Genomic DNA, 15,900 nt, shown 5'->3' on the forward strand with positions numbered 1-15,900 from the left:
CGGATCATCCTTACGAATCAAGATACTTATGACCGATAACCTGTTCGCCAAGGAAACGCTTCCCATCAGCCTCGAAGAGGAGATGCGCCGTTCTTACCTGGATTACGCGATGAGCGTGATCGTGGGCCGGGCGCTGCCGGACGTGCGCGACGGCCTGAAGCCGGTGCACCGCCGCGTGCTGTACGCGATGCACGAGCTGTCCAACGACTGGAACCGCGCGTACAAGAAGTCGGCGCGTATCGTTGGCGACGTGATCGGTAAATACCACCCGCACGGCGATACCGCCGTGTACGACACCATCGTGCGCCTGGCGCAGGACTTTTCGCTGCGCTACCCGCTGGTGGACGGCCAGGGCAACTTCGGCTCGGTGGACGGCGACAACGCCGCCGCGATGCGTTACACCGAAATCCGCATGGCGCGCATCGCGCACGAGCTGTTGGCCGACATCGAAAAAGAAACCGTGGATTTCGGCCCCAACTACGACGGCTCCGAGCATGAGCCGCTGATCCTGCCGGCCAAGATCCCGAACCTGCTGGTCAACGGCTCCTCCGGCATCGCCGTGGGCATGGCCACCAACATCCCGCCGCACAACCTGAACGAGGTGGTGGACGCCTGCCTGGCCTTGCTGGCCAACAGCGACCTGACCATCGACGAGCTGATCGACATCATCCCGGCGCCGGACTTCCCGACCGCCGGCATCATCTACGGCACCGCCGGCGTCAAGGAAGGCTACCGCACCGGCCGCGGCCGCGTGATCATGCGCGCGCGCACCCATACCGAACCCATCGGCAAGGGCGACCGCGAAGCGATCATCGTCGACGAGATTCCGTACCAGGTAAACAAGGCCCGCCTGCTGGAGCGCATCAGCGAACTGGTGCGCGACAAGCAGATCGAGGGCATTTCCGACCTGCGCGACGAGTCGGACAAGTCCGGCATGCGCGTGGTGATCGAGCTCAAGCGCGGCGAAATGCCGGAAGTGGTGCTCAACCACCTGTTCAAGATGACCCAGCTGCAGGACAGCTTCGGCATGAACATGGTGGCGCTGGTCGACGGCCAGCCGCGCCTGTTGAACCTGAAGCAGATCCTGGAAGAATTCCTGCGCCATCGCCGCGAGGTGGTGACCCGCCGCACCATCTTCGAACTGAAGAAGGCCCGCGAGCGCGGCCACATCCTGGAAGGCCTGGCCGTCGCGCTGTCCAATGTCGACGAGATCATCGCGCTGATCAAGGCGTCCGAGGCGCCGCCGCAGGCCAAGGCCGCGCTGATGGCGCGCGCCTGGCGCTCGTCGCTGGTGGAGGACATGCTGTCCCGCGTCGAGGGCGACAAGGCGCGTCCGGAAAACATCGATCCGGCCTTCGGCATGAAGGAAGACGGCTACCATCTGTCCGACACCCAGGCTCAGGCCATCCTCGACATGCGCCTGCAGCGCCTGACCGGCCTGGAACAGGACAAGATCGTCGGCGAATACCGCGAGATCATGGACGTGATCCTGGACCTGCTGGACATCCTGGCCAAGCCCGAGCGCATCAGCCAGATCATCGGCGAGGAACTGACCGCCATCCGCGCGCAGTTCGGCGATCCGCGCCGCTCGGAAATCGAGCCGTACGGCGGCGACATCAATATCGAAGACCTGATCACCCCGCAGGACATGGTGGTGACCATCTCGCATACCGGCTACATCAAGGCGCAGCCGATCGACGACTACAGCTCGCAGCGCCGCGGCGGCCGCGGCAAGCAGGCGGCGGCCACCAAGGACGACGACTTCATCGAAACGCTGTTCGTCGCCAACACCCACGACTACGTGCTGTGCTTCTCCAGCCGCGGCCGCTGCTACTGGCGCAAGGTGTACGACCTGCCGCAGGGCGGCCGCCAGAGCCGCGGCAAGCCGATGGTCAACGTGCTGCCGCTGGAAGAGGGCGAGAAGATCAACGCGCTGCTGCCGGTCAAGGAATTCCGCGACGACCAGTTCGTGTTCATGTGCACCGCCAACGGCACGGTGAAGAAGACCCCGCTGGTGGACTTCTCCCGTCCGCGCACCGCCGGCATCATCGCGGTGAACCTGGATGACGGCGACAACCTGATCGGCGTGGCGCTGACCCACGGCGACGACCAGATCATGCTGTTCTCCGACGCCGGCAAGGCCGTGCGCTTCAGCGAAACCGACGTGCGCCCGATGGGCCGCAACGCCACCGGCGTGCGCGGCATGATGCTGGGGGACGATCACCAGGTGATCTCGCTCTTGGTCAGCAATTCCGAGCAGCAGATGGTGTTGACCGCCAGCGACGGCGGCTACGGCAAGCGCACCTGCGTCGGCGATTTCCGCCGCACCAGCCGCGGCACCCAGGGCGTGATCGCGATGGACCTGACCGACAAGACCGGCCTGAAGCTGGTGGCGGCCAGCCTGGTGGAGGAAACCGACGACATCATGCTGATCACCACCGGCGGCGTGCTGATCCGCACCAAGGTGGCGGAAGTGCGCGAAACCGGCCGTTCGGCCCAGGGCGTGCGCTTGATCAATCTGGACGAGGGCGAGAAGCTGATCGGTCTGGAGATCGTGGCCGAGTCCGAGGCCGAGTGCGCCGAAGGCGAAACCGAGGGCGGCGACGCGCCGGAGCAGGGCGAAGCGTGATGATCCCGACGCCGGCCAATCCCCGGATACTGGAGACGATGAGCCAGCTCTTCGTCTCCTTTCCCCACTGCGCGACGCTGGGCTTCGAATACGTCGGCACCGACGGCCGCAAGCCCACGCTGAAGCTGCAATGGCGCGAGGATCTGGTGGGCAATCCGGCCACCGGCATCCTCCACGGCGGGGTGATCACCTCGCTGGTGGATACCTGCAGCGCCATCGCCGTCACCGCGCACCTGCCGGAGCTGGAAACCATCGCCACGCTGGATCTGCGCATCGATTACCTGAAGTCCGCCACGCCGGGCAAGGCCATCCACTGCACTGCGGAGTGCTACCGGCTGGCCAGCCAGATCGCGTTCACCCGGGCCGTCTGCTATCACGACAATCCGGCTGATCCGATCGCCCACGGCGTCGCCACCTTCATGCGGGAATCCAGCCGCACGCCGATGCTGCAGGAGGACGGACGATGAGCGAATTCATGCAACGCTTCGCCGACTTGCGCGATCGCAAGGCCTATGCCGAGATCGTGGACGCGCTGCCCTACGTCAAGCTGATGGGCACCTCGATGGCAGAGGACGAGCAGGGCGAACTGCGCTTCGAACTGCCGTTCCTCCAGCGGAACGTCGGCAACACCACGCTGCCGGCGCTGCACGGCGGCCTGATCGGCGGCTTCATGGAAAGCGCGGCGATGATACACCTGATGTGGAATCGCGAATCGCTGGAGGCGCCGAAGATCGTCGACTTCTCGCTGGATTACCTGCGTCCCGGCCGGCCGCAGACGCTGTTCGCCCAATGCGAAATCACCAAACAGGGCAAGCGGGTGGCGCATGTGCTGATCGAGGCCTGGCAGGACGACCGCTCCAAGCCGGTGGCGGTGGCGCGAGCCCATTTCCTGCTGACCAATTGAACAGTTTGTTCGTACTGTACGCAGGCAAACCGGCGCATCCCTGGCGGGAGACGCCGGTTTTTTTATACACTCGTAGCGACGCAGCCCGGAGCAGGCTGACCCGATACACGCAAAGACACAGAGGATAGACATGGCCAAGGTGTACAACTTTTCCGCCGGTCCCGCCGTATTGCCGCACCAGGTGCTGGCCGAGGCGCAAAGCGAGTTGCTGGATTGGCACGGCTCCGGCATGAGCGTGATGGAGATGAGCCATCGCGGCAAGGAGTTCATGGAGATCATCCATGACGCCGAGCAGGACCTGCGCCAGCTGATGGGCATTCCCGCCGGCTACAAGGTGCTGTTCCTGCAAGGCGGCGCGTCGCTGCAGTTCGCGATGGCCCCGCTGAATCTGCTGGGCGACAAGGACAGCATCGACATCGTCAATACCGGCCACTGGTCCAAGCTGGCGATCAAGGAGGCTAAGCGCTACGCCAAGGTCAATGTGGTGGCCAGCAGCGAAGACCGCAACTTCTGTTACGTCCCGGAAGAGGCCGCCTGGCAGCGCGACCCGAATGCCGCCTATCTGCACTACACCTCGAACGAGACCATCGGCGGCCTGCAGTTCCCCTACATCCCGGCCGAGCAGCACGGCGTGCCCCTGGTCTGCGACATGTCGTCCGACTTCCTGTCGCGCGAGGTGGACGTCAGCCGCTTCGGCATGATCTATGCCGGCGCGCAGAAGAACATCGGCCCGTCGGGGCTGACCGTGCTGCTGATCCGCGAGGATCTGCTGGGCAAGGCGCGAGCCGACATCCCCACCATGCTGAACTACCAGGTTCACGCCGACGCCGACTCGATGTACAACACGCCGGGCACTTACCCGATCTACATCGCCGGCCTGGTGTTCAAGTGGTTGAAGGAGCAGGGCGGCGTCAAGGGCATCGCCACCCGCAACGAGGAAAAAGCCGGCCTGCTGTACCACGTGATCGACAGCAGCGGCGGCTTCTACTCCACCCACATCGAACAGCCGTTCCGTTCCAAGATGAATGTGGTGTTCAAGCTGAGGGATGAGGCGCTGGACGAGATCTTCCTGCTGGAGGCGCGCAAGAACGGCCTGGCGCAGCTGAAGGGCCACCGCGCGGTGGGCGGCATGCGCGCTTCCATCTACAACGCGATGCCGATCGAAGGGGTGAAGTCTCTGGTGAACTTCATGCAGGACTTCGCGCGGCAATACGGCTGATCATCATTGCCGCAGGGGGAGCGCCGGTCTGGCCGGGGCTCCTTTTTTTATCCGCTCCGCGGCGCGGCCTAGGCGGCAGCCGGCTTGGGCAGCTCGACGCAATCGGCGTCGGCGCGGATTCTCAGCGCCAGCCGGATGCCTCTGCTGATATTGCCGTCTCCCAATTCCAGCGCGATATCGATGCTTTCCGCGTCGAGATAGACATTATGGCGCGCGCCGCCCTGCATTTTAGGCGGAGCGCCGGCATTGCTGCCTATGCCCAACGCCATTTTCACCCGTCGCTGATCCAATGGCCGCAATATGCCCGAATTGGCCATGCTGTAGACGCCATTGCTGTATTTCCTCACCAATGCGCCGCTTCTGCCCGCCAGGGTAATGACCCCTACCACTTCATAGCCGGGCAGATCATCGAATTGATATAGCCTGGGCCGTCCGGGCTGTTCGATATGAAGGCGGTGGCCGCTGTCTTTGTGCATGTAATTTCCCGCTTTTGCCGGCAAGCGTTATTAATGAGATCCATTGCTCGCCATACTCAATTTTGTACACACAGAATCAAAGTTCAAGCTGAAATATGTGCGCATGGCGAAAGAAAATGCAGCATGAATGGCATTTTGTCCGTTTCCGATTTTTCAGCGGGGCCAGGGAATGGCGGGAAAAGGCAGCCGGCCAATTCGGCCGGTTTTCGGCAAGGGCTGGGTTTTGTCTTGCGGAAAATCGCGAAGCCCGGGCCGGCCGGGCTTCAGGCATTTCCTCACGGCGCCGAGCCGGTTGCAATTGGCCGGCTCGGCGTCCATTCCCGCCGCGATTGCGCGCTGTCGTTTACCGCGCGGCAGTTCCCTGCGCGCGGGGCTTGGCGCGCTTCACGAACTGATCCAGCCAGCGGTCTTCCTCCCACAGCATGTGCAGTATCGATTCGCGGGCACGGTAGCCGTGGCTTTCCGCCGGCAGCATCGCCAGGCGCACCGTCCCGCCCAGTCCCTGCAGCGCCTGGTACATCCGCTCGCTCTGGATGGGGAAGGTGCCGGGGTTGTTGTCGGCCTCGCCGTGGATCAGCAGCAACGCGTCCTTGATCTGCTCGGCGTAGTTGAACGGCGACATGGCCTGATAAACGTCCTTCGCCTGCCAGAAGTCGCGCTCTTCGGACTGGAAGCCGAAAGGCGTCAGCGTGCGGTTGTAGGCGCCGGAGCGCGCGATGCCGGCGCGGAACAGCCGGGTGTGGGCCAGCAGGTTGGCGGTCATGAAGGCGCCGTAGGAGTGGCCGCCGATGGCGATGCGGTCGCGGTCGGCCACGCCCAGGCGGACCACTTCGTCCACCGCGGCCTGCGCATCCATCTTGAGCTGAGGCAGATAGGTGTCGTTGGGCTCCTGTTTGCCTGCGCCGACGATGGGCATGGACGGGTCGTCCAGCACCACATAGCCGCGCGCCAGCAGCGCCTCCGGTCCCCAGTAGCCGACGCGGTTGAAACGGTAAGGCGAGTCGGTGACCTGGCTGGCGGCGTCGGCGCTCTTGAATTCGGCCGGATACGCCCACATCAGCATCGGCAGCGGGCCATCGCGCTTGGCGTCGTAGCCTGGCGGCAGGTACAGCGTGGCGGTCAGGTCTATGCCATCCGCGCGCTTGTAGCGCAGCTGGCGCTTCTGCACGTTCTTGAGCTGGGGCGTCGGATGGGGGAAGAAGGTCAGCTGCTTCAGGCCGCCGCCCTGGCCTAGCGTTTTCAGGTACAGATTGGGCGGCGCGTCGGCCTGCTCCCGGCTGAGCAGCGCGGTTTTGCCGCCGTCCAGCACCGCCATCGGCGCTTCGTACCATGGCGCTTGCGAGCGCCACAGCCGGGTGGCCTTGTTGTCGGCCAGGTTCAGCTGGTCGATGAAGGGCCGGTCTCCTTCGGGACTGGCGCCTTCTCCCAGCAAGTACAGGCTGCCGCCGTCGGGGCTGGTCTGCAGCACCGGCAGCCCGTCGGCGTTGCTCACCATCGCCGGGCTGCCCGGATCGGCGTAGCGATCTTCCGAACTGCGCCGGTTCAGCAGCGTCGGCGCATGGTCCGGTTCGGCCGGCCGCACGCGCCAGACTTTCAGATCGCGCGTTTTCCACCAGTATTCGCTGACCAGCGCCAGATCCCCGCGGCCCCATTGGATGCCGGCGAAGCGGCTGGCCAGCTCCTGCAGCTTGAGCGGCGGCTGCTGGAAGGGCGCGGGCAGCAGGTAGAGCGCGTCGCGCGCCTTGGCAGGCGTGGATGGATCGCCGCCGTCTTGCGCTTCCGCCCAGAACAGCGTGGCCGGCGCGTCGGTCCGCCACTGGACTTCGCGCGGGCCGGTTTCCACCGCGTCGTTGCCGGACGGCATCCGTTCCAGCAGCGGACGCTGGGCCACCAGATGCACGCTGTCGCCCTGCAGGTTCAACACTTCGATGCGCCGCGGGAAGCGGTTGAGCGGCACCAGCGTGGAATAGGGGCGCTGCAGCTTGGTCGCCAACAGGTATCGACGGTCGGGCGAGGCCTGCACCGACAGGTAGCGGTCGGGCTTGCCGATCAGCTTCGTCCGGCCGCTCAGGTCCACCAGGGCCAGCTGGCTGTTCAGTTCGTAGTCCAGCAGGTCGGCATCGTATGGCGTTTTCAGCAGGTCGGGATAGGTCCGGGTCTGCGACAGCGCGCCGCCGGCGCTTTGCTGGATGTTGGGGCCGGTCGGCGTGGAGGGCTTCTCCGGCGCCGGGCCTTGCCCGGCCGGCAGCAGCTTGACCAGCAGTTGAGCGCCCATCCAGGCGAAGCCGCGCCCGCTGGATGCGTTCAGGTGGAAATCTCCCAATCGCCGCACGCGGGCGCTAGCCGCATCCAGCAGCCACAGCTCCACGCCGCGATCCCCCCACAGGCTGAGCGCCACCTGTTTGCCGTCCGGCGACCAGGCGTTGTCGGCGATGCGCGGCCTGGCCGGCAAGCCCGTTACCGGACGGCTTTTGCCGCTTTTCACATCCAGCAGCGTCAACGCGCTGCCGAAATCGAAACGGCTGGCCGCACGCATTCTGGGATTCAGTCTCAACCCCGCCAGCTTCAGTTCGGGCTGGGCGACGTCGGCGATGGCGGGCAGACCGGGGCGGTGCGTCTGCAGCACGGCATCGCCTTGCGGGTTCAGCGATTGAAGCGGCGTGCGCGGCGCGTCGACCAGCGCGGCCAGCTCTGGGGGCGGGGTCTGATAGCCTTCGGCGGATACCGCGTGAGGCGCGAGCAGGCCGGCCAGCAACAGGCCGGCCAGGACATTCTGGCTGCGGGTCATGCTTTCTCCTGATCATGGGCGCGATGGGTTGCGCGAGGACAGTCAAACTGCACCAGCCGGACTGTCCGGTCAAGCATCTGGCATGATTTTCAGACCGGATGCTCGGCCATCAGCGCCGGGATCTGGATGGCGGAGGCGTCTACCGTCGGGTAGTCGAGGAATTGCAGCGTCACGCCGTCTCCCTCCGCCTGGAAGCGGGCCGGGAAGCCCAGCGGCATCGTGGTCTTGGCGGCGATGTGGCCAAAGGGCAGGCCGGTGAACACCGGCACGCCGCTGATGCGGCGAAGCTCGGCCACCACGGCGTCGAAGTTGTAATGCGGATCGTAGACGTCCACATGCCGCTGCATCGAGAAGTCGCCCAGGAAGATGGCCTTTTGCTTGGCCAGCACGCCGGCCAGATGCAGCTGCTGCAACATGCGTTCGATGCGGTACGGCTGCTCGCCCACGTCCTCCAGGAACAGCAGACCGCCCTTGATGTCCGGCAAATAGGGCGTGCCGGCCAGGCTGGAGAGCACGCTGAGGTTGCCGCCCCAGAAAATGCCTTCGCCGCTGGCCTGCGGCTGGCGGCCGGCGATGCGCAGGCCGCGCCGCGGCGTGGAGATGCCGGCGATGAATTCGCTGACGGCATAGGCGTTCGGCGCGGCGCTGCCGAAATCGCCGAGCATCGGACCGGCGAAGCTGCCGGCGCCGGTCTTGGCCAGCAAGGCCAGTTGGATCGCGCAGAAGTCGCTATAGCCTATCAGCAGCGAGCGGGACTCCTTGAGGCGCGCACCCAGTCGCGCCAGATCCAGCTTGGGCAGCAGGCGCATCGCGCCGTAGCCGCCGCGGCCCGCCATGATCAGCTGCGGCCACTGCGGCTGGTCCAGCAGCGCGTGCAGATCGGACAACCGTTCGGCGTCGGTGCCGGCGAAGCGCTGGTAGGCGCGGTTCAGCGCGGCGGCGTTCTCCAGCGAGAAGCCGGCGCGCGCCAGGCGCGGCAACGCCAGCTGGCGCTGCTTTTCCGGCACGATGCCGGAGCATGCGATCAGGTAGAGGCGCAGGCTGGCCTGGGAAGGCTGGGCGGGGGAGGACATGGAGCTGCATCCTTGCAATATGCCGGCGCCGGTGCCGAGAGCGAGCAGCTGCAGCAACTGGCGGCGGGGAAGATTGATGTCGGGAGTCATGGAAATCGGACGGGTTGGCGGAGTTCGAGTTCCGCGGGCCGGCGGGCGCGGCGCGGTCAGCGGGAGTATACGCCAAAAGAAAAGGCGGCCTCCAGCGCGGATGCCGCCTGCAAGATGCCTGGCAAGGATCAGGCAATCAGATTGGCCATGCTGCTGGAGGCTTGCTGCATTTGCGCCAGCTCGCTGTTGAGGTTGGAGTATTCGGTCAGCAGGCTGGTCTGCTCGTTGTTCAGCTGGTTCTGCAGCCGTTCCTGCAGTTGCTGCTCGGCCGTGACCTTGCTGTTCAGATTGGTCTGGTTCGAGGTGATCAGCCCGTTAGGCCCCAGCAGCGAATTGATGGTGGTGTTGAACACATTGGCGACGCCGGTGTTCTGGCTATTGCCGAACAGATTAGCCACCGCGGAAGGGTTGGCGGTCAGGGCCGCGTTGAAGGCGCTGGAATCCAGCGTCAGCGTGCCGTCCGCCTTCTGCGTGATCCCTACCTGGGCCAGGTAGGCATAGGAGCTGGTGGCGTCCACGCCCTTGACCGGGGTGCCGAGGATGGAGGCCATATGCTCCTGCAGCGAGGTGAGATCGCCGCTGATGTCGGTATTGGTCGGGGTGCTGCCCACCGTGGTATGGCTTTGCGTCGCCGATGCGGTGGTGGTGATCACCTGGTTGTAGGCATTGATGAAGGTTTGCAGCGTATTGGTGATGTTGGTGGTGCTCTGCGCCATATTGATGGTGACCTGGCCGGTCTTTTCCAGATTGATGGTGGCGCCGTTGACGACGCTGGTCACGCTGTTGCTGTCTGACGAGACGTTGACGCCGTTCACCGTCATCAGCGCGCTCTGGGCGTTGGCCGATTCGCTGGCCGCGGTGGCGCTTTGCTGTAGGCCGGCCAGGGTATTGCCCGAGGTGTTGTTGCTGTCGGTGCCGCCTGCGGTGATGCTGAAGGCGTTGCCGGGCCCGGCCTGGGCCGAGCTCAACACCAGCGAATAGGTGTTGTTGTACTGCACGATGGAGGCGTTGACCCCTATGCCGGCGCCGTTGATGCTGTTGGCGATCGACGACAGCGACGCGTTGCTGCCCAGCTGGACGGTGGAGCTGGCGCCGCCGACGCTGAAGCTCAGCGAGCTGGGCGCGCCGGAGATGGCGGCGTTCTGATCGGTGATCGCGCTGCCGTTGGGATTCTGGTCGAATACCAGCTGGCGCGACTTGGCCAGCTGCGAGACGTTCAGCACATAGGTGCCGGCCGCGCCGCCTGAGGAGGTGGAGACGCTGGCCACCGTGCTGTCGGAAGAGGTGGCGCTGAACTGCTGCAGAAAGGAGCCGGACTGCAAGGTGGAGGCGGCGCTTTGCAGCGCGGACAGCGCCGAGCTGACCTGGCCAATCACGCTCAGCTCCGACTGGTAGGTCGAAGCGCGTTGCCTGCTTTGAGCCAAGGGCTGGGAGTCGGCCTGGATCAGCTGGCTGACAATGGATTGCACGTCCAACGGACCTGCGCTGGCGCTGATGGATGACATGACGTCGTCTCCCGGTGCCGCCTGATCTGCCATCAAGCGGGCGTGTTGCTATTAGGGCTATTGTCTGTTTGTCATCACGGATGCGGTCTGTCGCCGCAATGTTTGTGCGTGGCATGGCTGCCGGCCACTTCACGTTCATATCGACATCATTGCAGGAAACTTTAATCGCCTGCCTGCCTTGATCTTACACCGTCTCGCGGAGGCGAGCCTGCCCGGAATCCATATTCCCGCTTTGAAGTTTTTAAGATTTGCTAAGTTTATATGGATATATCCAATCGGTTTTGAATACGCGCGAACATTTCCGGTAGATTGGCTGCAATCATAGAACAGGCTGCAAGCATGGATATCGATCAAGCAAGGCTGACCCATCTCCAGCAATTGGAGGCGGAGTCCATCCACATCATCCGCGAGGTGGCGGCGGAATTCGAGAACCCGGTGATGCTGTACTCCATCGGCAAGGATTCCGCGGTGATGCTGCACCTGGCGAAGAAGGCTTTCTACCCGGGCAAGCCGCCGTTCCCGCTGATGCACGTCGATACCACCTGGAAATTCCGCGACATGATCGCGCTGCGCGACAAGCAGGCGAAGGAAAACGGCTGGGATCTGATCGTCCACGTCAATCAGGACGGCGTGGAGGCCGGCATCAATCCGTTCACCGCCGGCAGCGCCAAGCATACCGACGTGATGAAGACCGAGGGCCTGAAGCAGGCGCTGAACCGGCACAAGTTCGACGCGGCTTTCGGCGGCGCGCGGCGCGACGAGGAGAAAAGCCGCGCCAAGGAGCGCGTCTACTCCTTCCGCGACAAGAACCACCGCTGGGATCCGAAAAACCAGCGGCCGGAGCTGTGGAACATCTACAACGGCAGGATCGACAAGGGCGAGAGCATTCGCGTGTTCCCGCTGTCCAACTGGACCGAGCTGGACATCTGGCAATACATCTACCTGGAGAACATCGAGATCGTGCCCTTGTATTTCGCCGCCGAACGCCCGGTGGTGGAGCGCGACGGCATGCTGATCATGATCGACGACGAGCGCATCCTCGAATACCTGACCCCGGAGGAGAAGGCGAGCATCCAGACCCGCAAGGTGCGTTTCCGCACGCTGGGCTGTTACCCGCTGACCGGCGCGGTGGAGTCGGAGGCCGCCACGCTGCCGGAGATCATCCAGGAAATGCTGCTGACGAGGACTTCCGAGCGGCAGGGCCGGCTGATCGACCATGACAGCGCCGGCTCGATGGAAAAGAAGAAAATGGAAGGGTATTTCTGATGTCGCACCAATCCGAACTGATCGCCGGGGATATCCTGGAATACCTGAGCCAGCATGAGAACAAGGACATGCTGCGCTTCATCACCTGCGGCAGCGTGGACGACGGCAAGTCCACGCTGATCGGCCGGCTGCTGCACGACTCCAAGCTGATTTTCGAGGACCAGCTGGCGGCGATCGAGCGCGACTCGAAAAAATACAACACCACCGACCAGGACATCGACTTGGCGCTGCTGGTGGACGGCCTGCAGGCCGAGCGCGAGCAGGGCATTACCATAGACGTCGCCTACCGCTACTTCAGCACCGACAAGCGCAAGTTCATCATCGCCGATTGCCCAGGCCACGAGCAGTACACCCGCAACATGGCCACCGGCGCGTCCACCAGCAATCTGGCCATCATCCTGATCGACGCGCGGCGCGGCGTGCAGACGCAAACCCGCCGCCATAGCTACATCGTCAGCCTGCTGGGCATCCGCCACGTGATCGTCGCGGTCAACAAGATGGACCTGGTGGATTACAGCGAGGACGTCTACAACCGCATCCGCGACGAATACCTGACCTTCGCCGAGCATCTGGACATCCCTGACATCCATTTCGTGCCGATCTCCGCGCTGCGCGGCGACAACGTGGTCAGCCGCACCGAGGCGGCGCCGTGGTACCAGGGCGCGACGCTGATGCACTTGCTGGAAACGGTGCAGATCAGCCACGATGCGCCTTTGTCCGCCTTCCGCCTGCCGGTGCAATACGTGAACCGGCCGAATCTGGACTTCCGCGGCTTCTGCGGCACCATCGCCAGCGGTGCCGTGCATCCGGGGGATGCTGTCGTGGCGCTGCCGTCGGGCAAGGAGAGCCGGGTCAAGGAGATCGTCACTTTCGACGGCAGCCTGTCCCGCGCCGGAGCCGGCCAGGCGGTCACGCTGACGCTGGAGGACGAAATCGACATCTCCCGCGGCGACATGCTGGTGCGCGCCGACGAGGCGCGGCCGCACGTGTCGCGCAGCTTCGACGCCCACCTGGTGGCGATGGGCGAGGCGCCGCTGCGGCCGGGCAAGGAATACGGCTTCAAGCTGGCCGGCAAGTATGTGACCGGACGCATCGAAGCCATCCTGCATCGGACCGACGTCAACACGCTGCAGGACAGTCCGGCCGACGCGCTGGCGCTGAACGAGATCGGCCTGTGCCGGATTTCGCTGAACAGCCCGGCCGCGTTCGACGCATACCGCGACTGCCGCGGCAGCGGCAGCCTGATCCTGATCGACAGGCTGAGCAACGGCACGGTAGCCGCAGGCATGATCGTCGCGCAAAGCGAAGAGGCGTCGCCGGCCGCGCTGTCGCCATGGGCGTTGTTCGAGCAGGAGCTGGACCAGCTGCTGCAGCGCTACTTCCCGCAGATGACGCGCGCTGAACTGGCGCGGCGCTTGCGGGACGAGCTCTGATTCCTCTCCCCGCAACAGCCCCGATTCCGGGGCTGTTTCTTTTCCGGTGCTTGGACGCCCGCTCAGAATCGGTCCTGGCCGATGACGCTGCGCAGATTGTAGCCGGTGGCGTCCTTCCGTCCCGGTCCAGCACCGCAATCGCCGTTGCCGTCGTCGCTGCAGGGCGAGGCGCCGCTTGAGCGCAAAACAGCTCAATTTCAAGATGTCTATGTCCGAAAGGTTTGGGCGGCGTCCCCGGTTGATCTGCGCTTCATGCTGCCCGTGCATGGTTTCTCATGCCGACGGGGCTGAGCGAGACGCGCTGGCTAGCCTTCCTGCAAGGGGCTGGAGGGCGCATGCAGCCGGTCTCGCCAGCCATCGGCGAAACTTTCCGCTGGCAGGGGAGCGGCGTAAAGAAATCCCTGGATGATGTGGCATCCGGCCGAACGCAGGAATTCCAGCTGCGATGCCTCCTCCACGCCCTCAGCCACGGTTTCCAGGCCCAGGCTGGAAGACAGCGCCATGATGGCGTGCACGATGGCCTCGCCGCCCTTGCCGATGCCGAGTATGAAGCTGCGGTCTACTTTCAGCACCTGCACCGGCAGCTGCCGCAGGTAGGAGAGCGATGAATATCCGGTGCCGAAGTCGTCGATCGACAGCCGGATGCCCTGTGCGCGCAATTCAGCCAGGATGTTGACCGCGTCTTCCGTCGCCATGATCACGCTTTCGGTGATTTCCAGCTCCAGGTGCCGCGGCTCCAGCCGGTAGCGCTTCAGCAGTCGGGCGACATGCTGCGGGAAGTCTTGCCGCTCCAGCTGGCGGGCGGAGAGATTCACCGAAACCGATGGCAGCGGGAATCCTGCCTCATGCCAGCTTGCCAGCTGGCGCAGCGACTTCTCCAGAATCTGCTCGCCTAGCGCCACGATCAGGCCGCATTCTTCCGCGACCGGAATGAATCGCGCCGGCGGCACCATGCCAAGTATGGGATGCCGCCAGCGCGCCAGCGCCTCGGCGCCGACCAGCTTGCCGGTGACCGCGTCGACTTGCGGTTGGTAGTGGACGGTGATTTCGTCGTTGTCCAGCGCCTGGCGCAGTTGTCGTTCCAGCACCACCCGCTGCTCGGCGTCCTCGGACATCTGAGGACTGTAATGCTGGCAGCGGTTGCGGCCCGCGTTCTTGGCGCTGTACATCGCGATGTCCGCGTGGCGAAGCAGGGTGTCCACATCCGCGCCGTCGTTGCCGGCGAAGCTGATGCCTATGCTGGCCGACAGGTAGAGATCGTTGCCGTTGATGCAGAACGGCTGCCGGAACAGCGCCAGCAGCTTGCCGGCCACATCGGCGGCCATGTCCCGGTTTTCGATGCTTTCCAGCACGCAGATGAATTCGTCCCCGCCCAGCCGGGCCAGCATGTCCTCGGCGCGGATGCTGTCCGCCAGCCGGGCTGCCACCGCGTTCAGCAACTGGTCGCCGATGTAGTGTCCCAGCGTGTCGTTCACATCCTTGAATCGGTCCAGGTCGATGAACAGCATGGCCAGCTTGTACGGAGGCAGGTCGGGAACGCTCAGCGCGCGGCTCAGCCGTTTCTGGAACAGCAGCCGGTTGGGCAGGCCGGTCAAGGGATCGTGGTGTGCCAGGTGGTCCAGCCTTTCCTCTGCGCGGCGGCGTTCCTGGATTTCGTCTTCCAGCCGAGCGTTGGCGTTGGCCAGTTCCCAGGTGCGGGCCGCCACCCGGCTGTCCAGTTCGCGGTTGGTCTCGGACAAGGCCGCCGCCTGGCGGTCTATGATGCGGCCGGCCAGCCGCACCACCAGCATCTGGGCGACGAACAGCACCGCCATCAGCGCGCAGATGGCCAGGGTCACCCAGCTCAGCTGCTGGTCGCTGTCGGCGACGAAAGGCGTGGCGTCCAGGTAGATTTCCAGCACGCCTTCTATCTTCCCGGCGGGGTCGTGCACCGGCACGTAGGTGGAAATGATGTCGCGGTCGGTCAGCGTGCGCTCGAAGGCGTCGATGCTGTGATTGTGGGCCAGCTCGCTTGCCGGCGTGCCGGCGGCGGCCGACCGGAAGCCGTCGTCGTCGCTTTCGTCTTCTCCGATCTGGCTGGCGTCGGTGGAGAACAGCGTGATGCCATTGAGCGCGTACATCTTGACCCGAATCACGTCGGTGCCGCGCATCAGCCGTATCACCGCCTCGCGCAGCCGGGGCTGGCCGGCCACCTGCTTCAGCTTCGCCGGGTCGCGGGCCAAAGGCAGCAGCGGGCGAAAGTCGGTCCACAGCGAGTTCTCGAAAATCTGCACCAGCGACGCCGCGCGGCTTTTCTCCAGCTTCAGCAGCTGTTCGCCGGAGTAGTGCCGCAAGTTGCCAGCCATCAGCGCGGTGGCGCCCGCCATCAACAGCAGCGACAGCAGGAAAAAATAGGGCACCAGCCGGAATGGCCGACCGGATGAAAACAGGCTGCGCATGGCGCGGTTCTCTTGGGGCGGTGGGATTGATTCAGTTTAGAACCCATCGGCCCGATTCCGAGGCCGGTTTGCCGACGCA

Annotated in this window: 11 protein-coding genes; 6 read left to right on the forward strand and 5 right to left on the reverse strand. The window is 64.5% G+C overall.

Features of this window, described 5'->3' with window-relative positions; all coding sequences use genetic code 11:
* The first annotated feature begins 28 nt into the window (after positions 1-28).
* The 4 genes from gyrA to serC all read left to right on the forward strand — a co-directional run bounded on the left by gyrA (position 29) and on the right by serC (position 4,752).
* On the forward strand, positions 29-2,629 hold the full coding sequence (gyrA, locus tag CV_RS11245; RefSeq protein WP_011135845.1) for a DNA gyrase subunit A: 2,601 nt from the start codon (positions 29-31) through the stop codon (positions 2,627-2,629).
* Positions 2,629-3,096, forward strand: a complete 468-nt coding sequence (locus tag CV_RS11250; protein WP_011135846.1) for a PaaI family thioesterase — start codon at positions 2,629-2,631, stop codon at positions 3,094-3,096. The genes gyrA and CV_RS11250 overlap by 1 nt, the downstream gene beginning before the upstream one ends.
* A complete protein-coding gene (locus CV_RS11255; protein WP_011135847.1) occupies positions 3,093-3,533 on the forward strand; it encodes a PaaI family thioesterase in 441 nt (146 codons plus the stop codon). The genes CV_RS11250 and CV_RS11255 overlap by 4 nt, the downstream gene beginning before the upstream one ends.
* Before the next feature lie 130 nt (positions 3,534-3,663).
* The gene (gene serC, locus CV_RS11260; RefSeq protein ID WP_011135848.1) at positions 3,664-4,752 is read left to right on the forward strand and encodes a 3-phosphoserine/phosphohydroxythreonine transaminase; all 1,089 of its coding nucleotides are present in this window, start codon (positions 3,664-3,666) and stop codon (positions 4,750-4,752) included.
* A 68-nt stretch (positions 4,753-4,820) separates the two neighbouring features.
* Here serC and CV_RS11265 read toward each other — a convergent pair whose 3' ends face one another.
* From CV_RS11265 to fliD, 4 genes are all read right to left on the reverse strand, one after another.
* Positions 4,821-5,228, reverse strand: a complete 408-nt coding sequence (locus tag CV_RS11265) for a hypothetical protein (RefSeq protein WP_011135849.1) — start codon at positions 5,226-5,228, stop codon at positions 4,821-4,823.
* A 343-nt stretch (positions 5,229-5,571) separates the two neighbouring features.
* Positions 5,572-8,016 (reverse strand): S9 family peptidase, encoded by a 2,445-nt coding sequence (locus CV_RS11270; protein WP_011135850.1) that lies wholly within the window; start codon positions 8,014-8,016, stop codon positions 5,572-5,574.
* A gap of 89 nt (positions 8,017-8,105) precedes the next feature.
* Complete coding sequence (locus CV_RS11275) at positions 8,106-9,089, reverse strand: LD-carboxypeptidase (RefSeq protein ID WP_227590033.1); 984 nt, start codon at positions 9,087-9,089, stop codon at positions 8,106-8,108.
* 218 nt (positions 9,090-9,307) lie between these two features.
* Entirely contained in the window at positions 9,308-10,684 is a 1,377-nt protein-coding gene (fliD, locus tag CV_RS11280) for a flagellar filament capping protein FliD (protein ID WP_011135852.1), read from the reverse strand.
* 339 nt (positions 10,685-11,023) lie between these two features.
* Between fliD and cysD the strand changes: the two genes are divergently transcribed.
* Together cysD and cysN are read left to right on the forward strand one after the other, a co-directional pair.
* On the forward strand, positions 11,024-11,950 hold the full coding sequence (gene cysD, locus CV_RS11285; protein ID WP_011135853.1) for a sulfate adenylyltransferase subunit CysD: 927 nt from the start codon (positions 11,024-11,026) through the stop codon (positions 11,948-11,950).
* The gene (gene cysN / locus CV_RS11290; RefSeq protein WP_011135854.1) at positions 11,950-13,383 is read left to right on the forward strand and encodes a sulfate adenylyltransferase subunit CysN; all 1,434 of its coding nucleotides are present in this window, start codon (positions 11,950-11,952) and stop codon (positions 13,381-13,383) included. Before cysD ends, cysN begins: the two co-directional genes overlap by 1 nt.
* 305 nt (positions 13,384-13,688) lie before the next feature.
* Here cysN and CV_RS22175 read toward each other — a convergent pair whose 3' ends face one another.
* On the reverse strand, positions 13,689-15,821 hold the full coding sequence (locus CV_RS22175) for a putative bifunctional diguanylate cyclase/phosphodiesterase (RefSeq protein ID WP_052278812.1): 2,133 nt from the start codon (positions 15,819-15,821) through the stop codon (positions 13,689-13,691).
* Positions 15,822-15,900: the final 79 nt, after the last annotated feature.

The organism is Chromobacterium violaceum ATCC 12472, assembly GCF_000007705.1.
In the GTDB taxonomy this organism is placed as follows: domain Bacteria; phylum Pseudomonadota; class Gammaproteobacteria; order Burkholderiales; family Chromobacteriaceae; genus Chromobacterium; species Chromobacterium violaceum.

Bases quoted from the DNA above. Each gene is read 5' to 3' on its own strand.
- gyrA (WP_011135845.1), top strand. From the start codon at position 29: ATGACCGATAACCTGTTCGCCAAGGAAACGCTTCCCATCAGCCTCGAA.
- CV_RS11250 (WP_011135846.1), top strand. From the start codon at position 2,629: ATGATCCCGACGCCGGCCAATCCCCGGATACTGGAGACGATGAGCCAG.
- CV_RS11255 (WP_011135847.1), top strand. From the start codon at position 3,093: ATGAGCGAATTCATGCAACGCTTCGCCGACTTGCGCGATCGCAAGGCC.
- serC (WP_011135848.1), top strand. From the start codon at position 3,664: ATGGCCAAGGTGTACAACTTTTCCGCCGGTCCCGCCGTATTGCCGCAC.
- CV_RS11265 (WP_011135849.1), bottom strand. From the start codon at position 5,228: ATGCACAAAGACAGCGGCCACCGCCTTCATATCGAACAGCCCGGACGG.
- CV_RS11270 (WP_011135850.1), bottom strand. From the start codon at position 8,016: ATGACCCGCAGCCAGAATGTCCTGGCCGGCCTGTTGCTGGCCGGCCTG.
- CV_RS11275 (WP_227590033.1), bottom strand. From the start codon at position 9,089: ATGTCCTCCCCCGCCCAGCCTTCCCAGGCCAGCCTGCGCCTCTACCTG.
- fliD (WP_011135852.1), bottom strand. From the start codon at position 10,684: ATGTCATCCATCAGCGCCAGCGCAGGTCCGTTGGACGTGCAATCCATT.
- cysD (WP_011135853.1), top strand. From the start codon at position 11,024: ATGGATATCGATCAAGCAAGGCTGACCCATCTCCAGCAATTGGAGGCG.
- cysN (WP_011135854.1), top strand. From the start codon at position 11,950: ATGTCGCACCAATCCGAACTGATCGCCGGGGATATCCTGGAATACCTG.
- CV_RS22175 (WP_052278812.1), bottom strand. From the start codon at position 15,821: ATGCGCAGCCTGTTTTCATCCGGTCGGCCATTCCGGCTGGTGCCCTAT.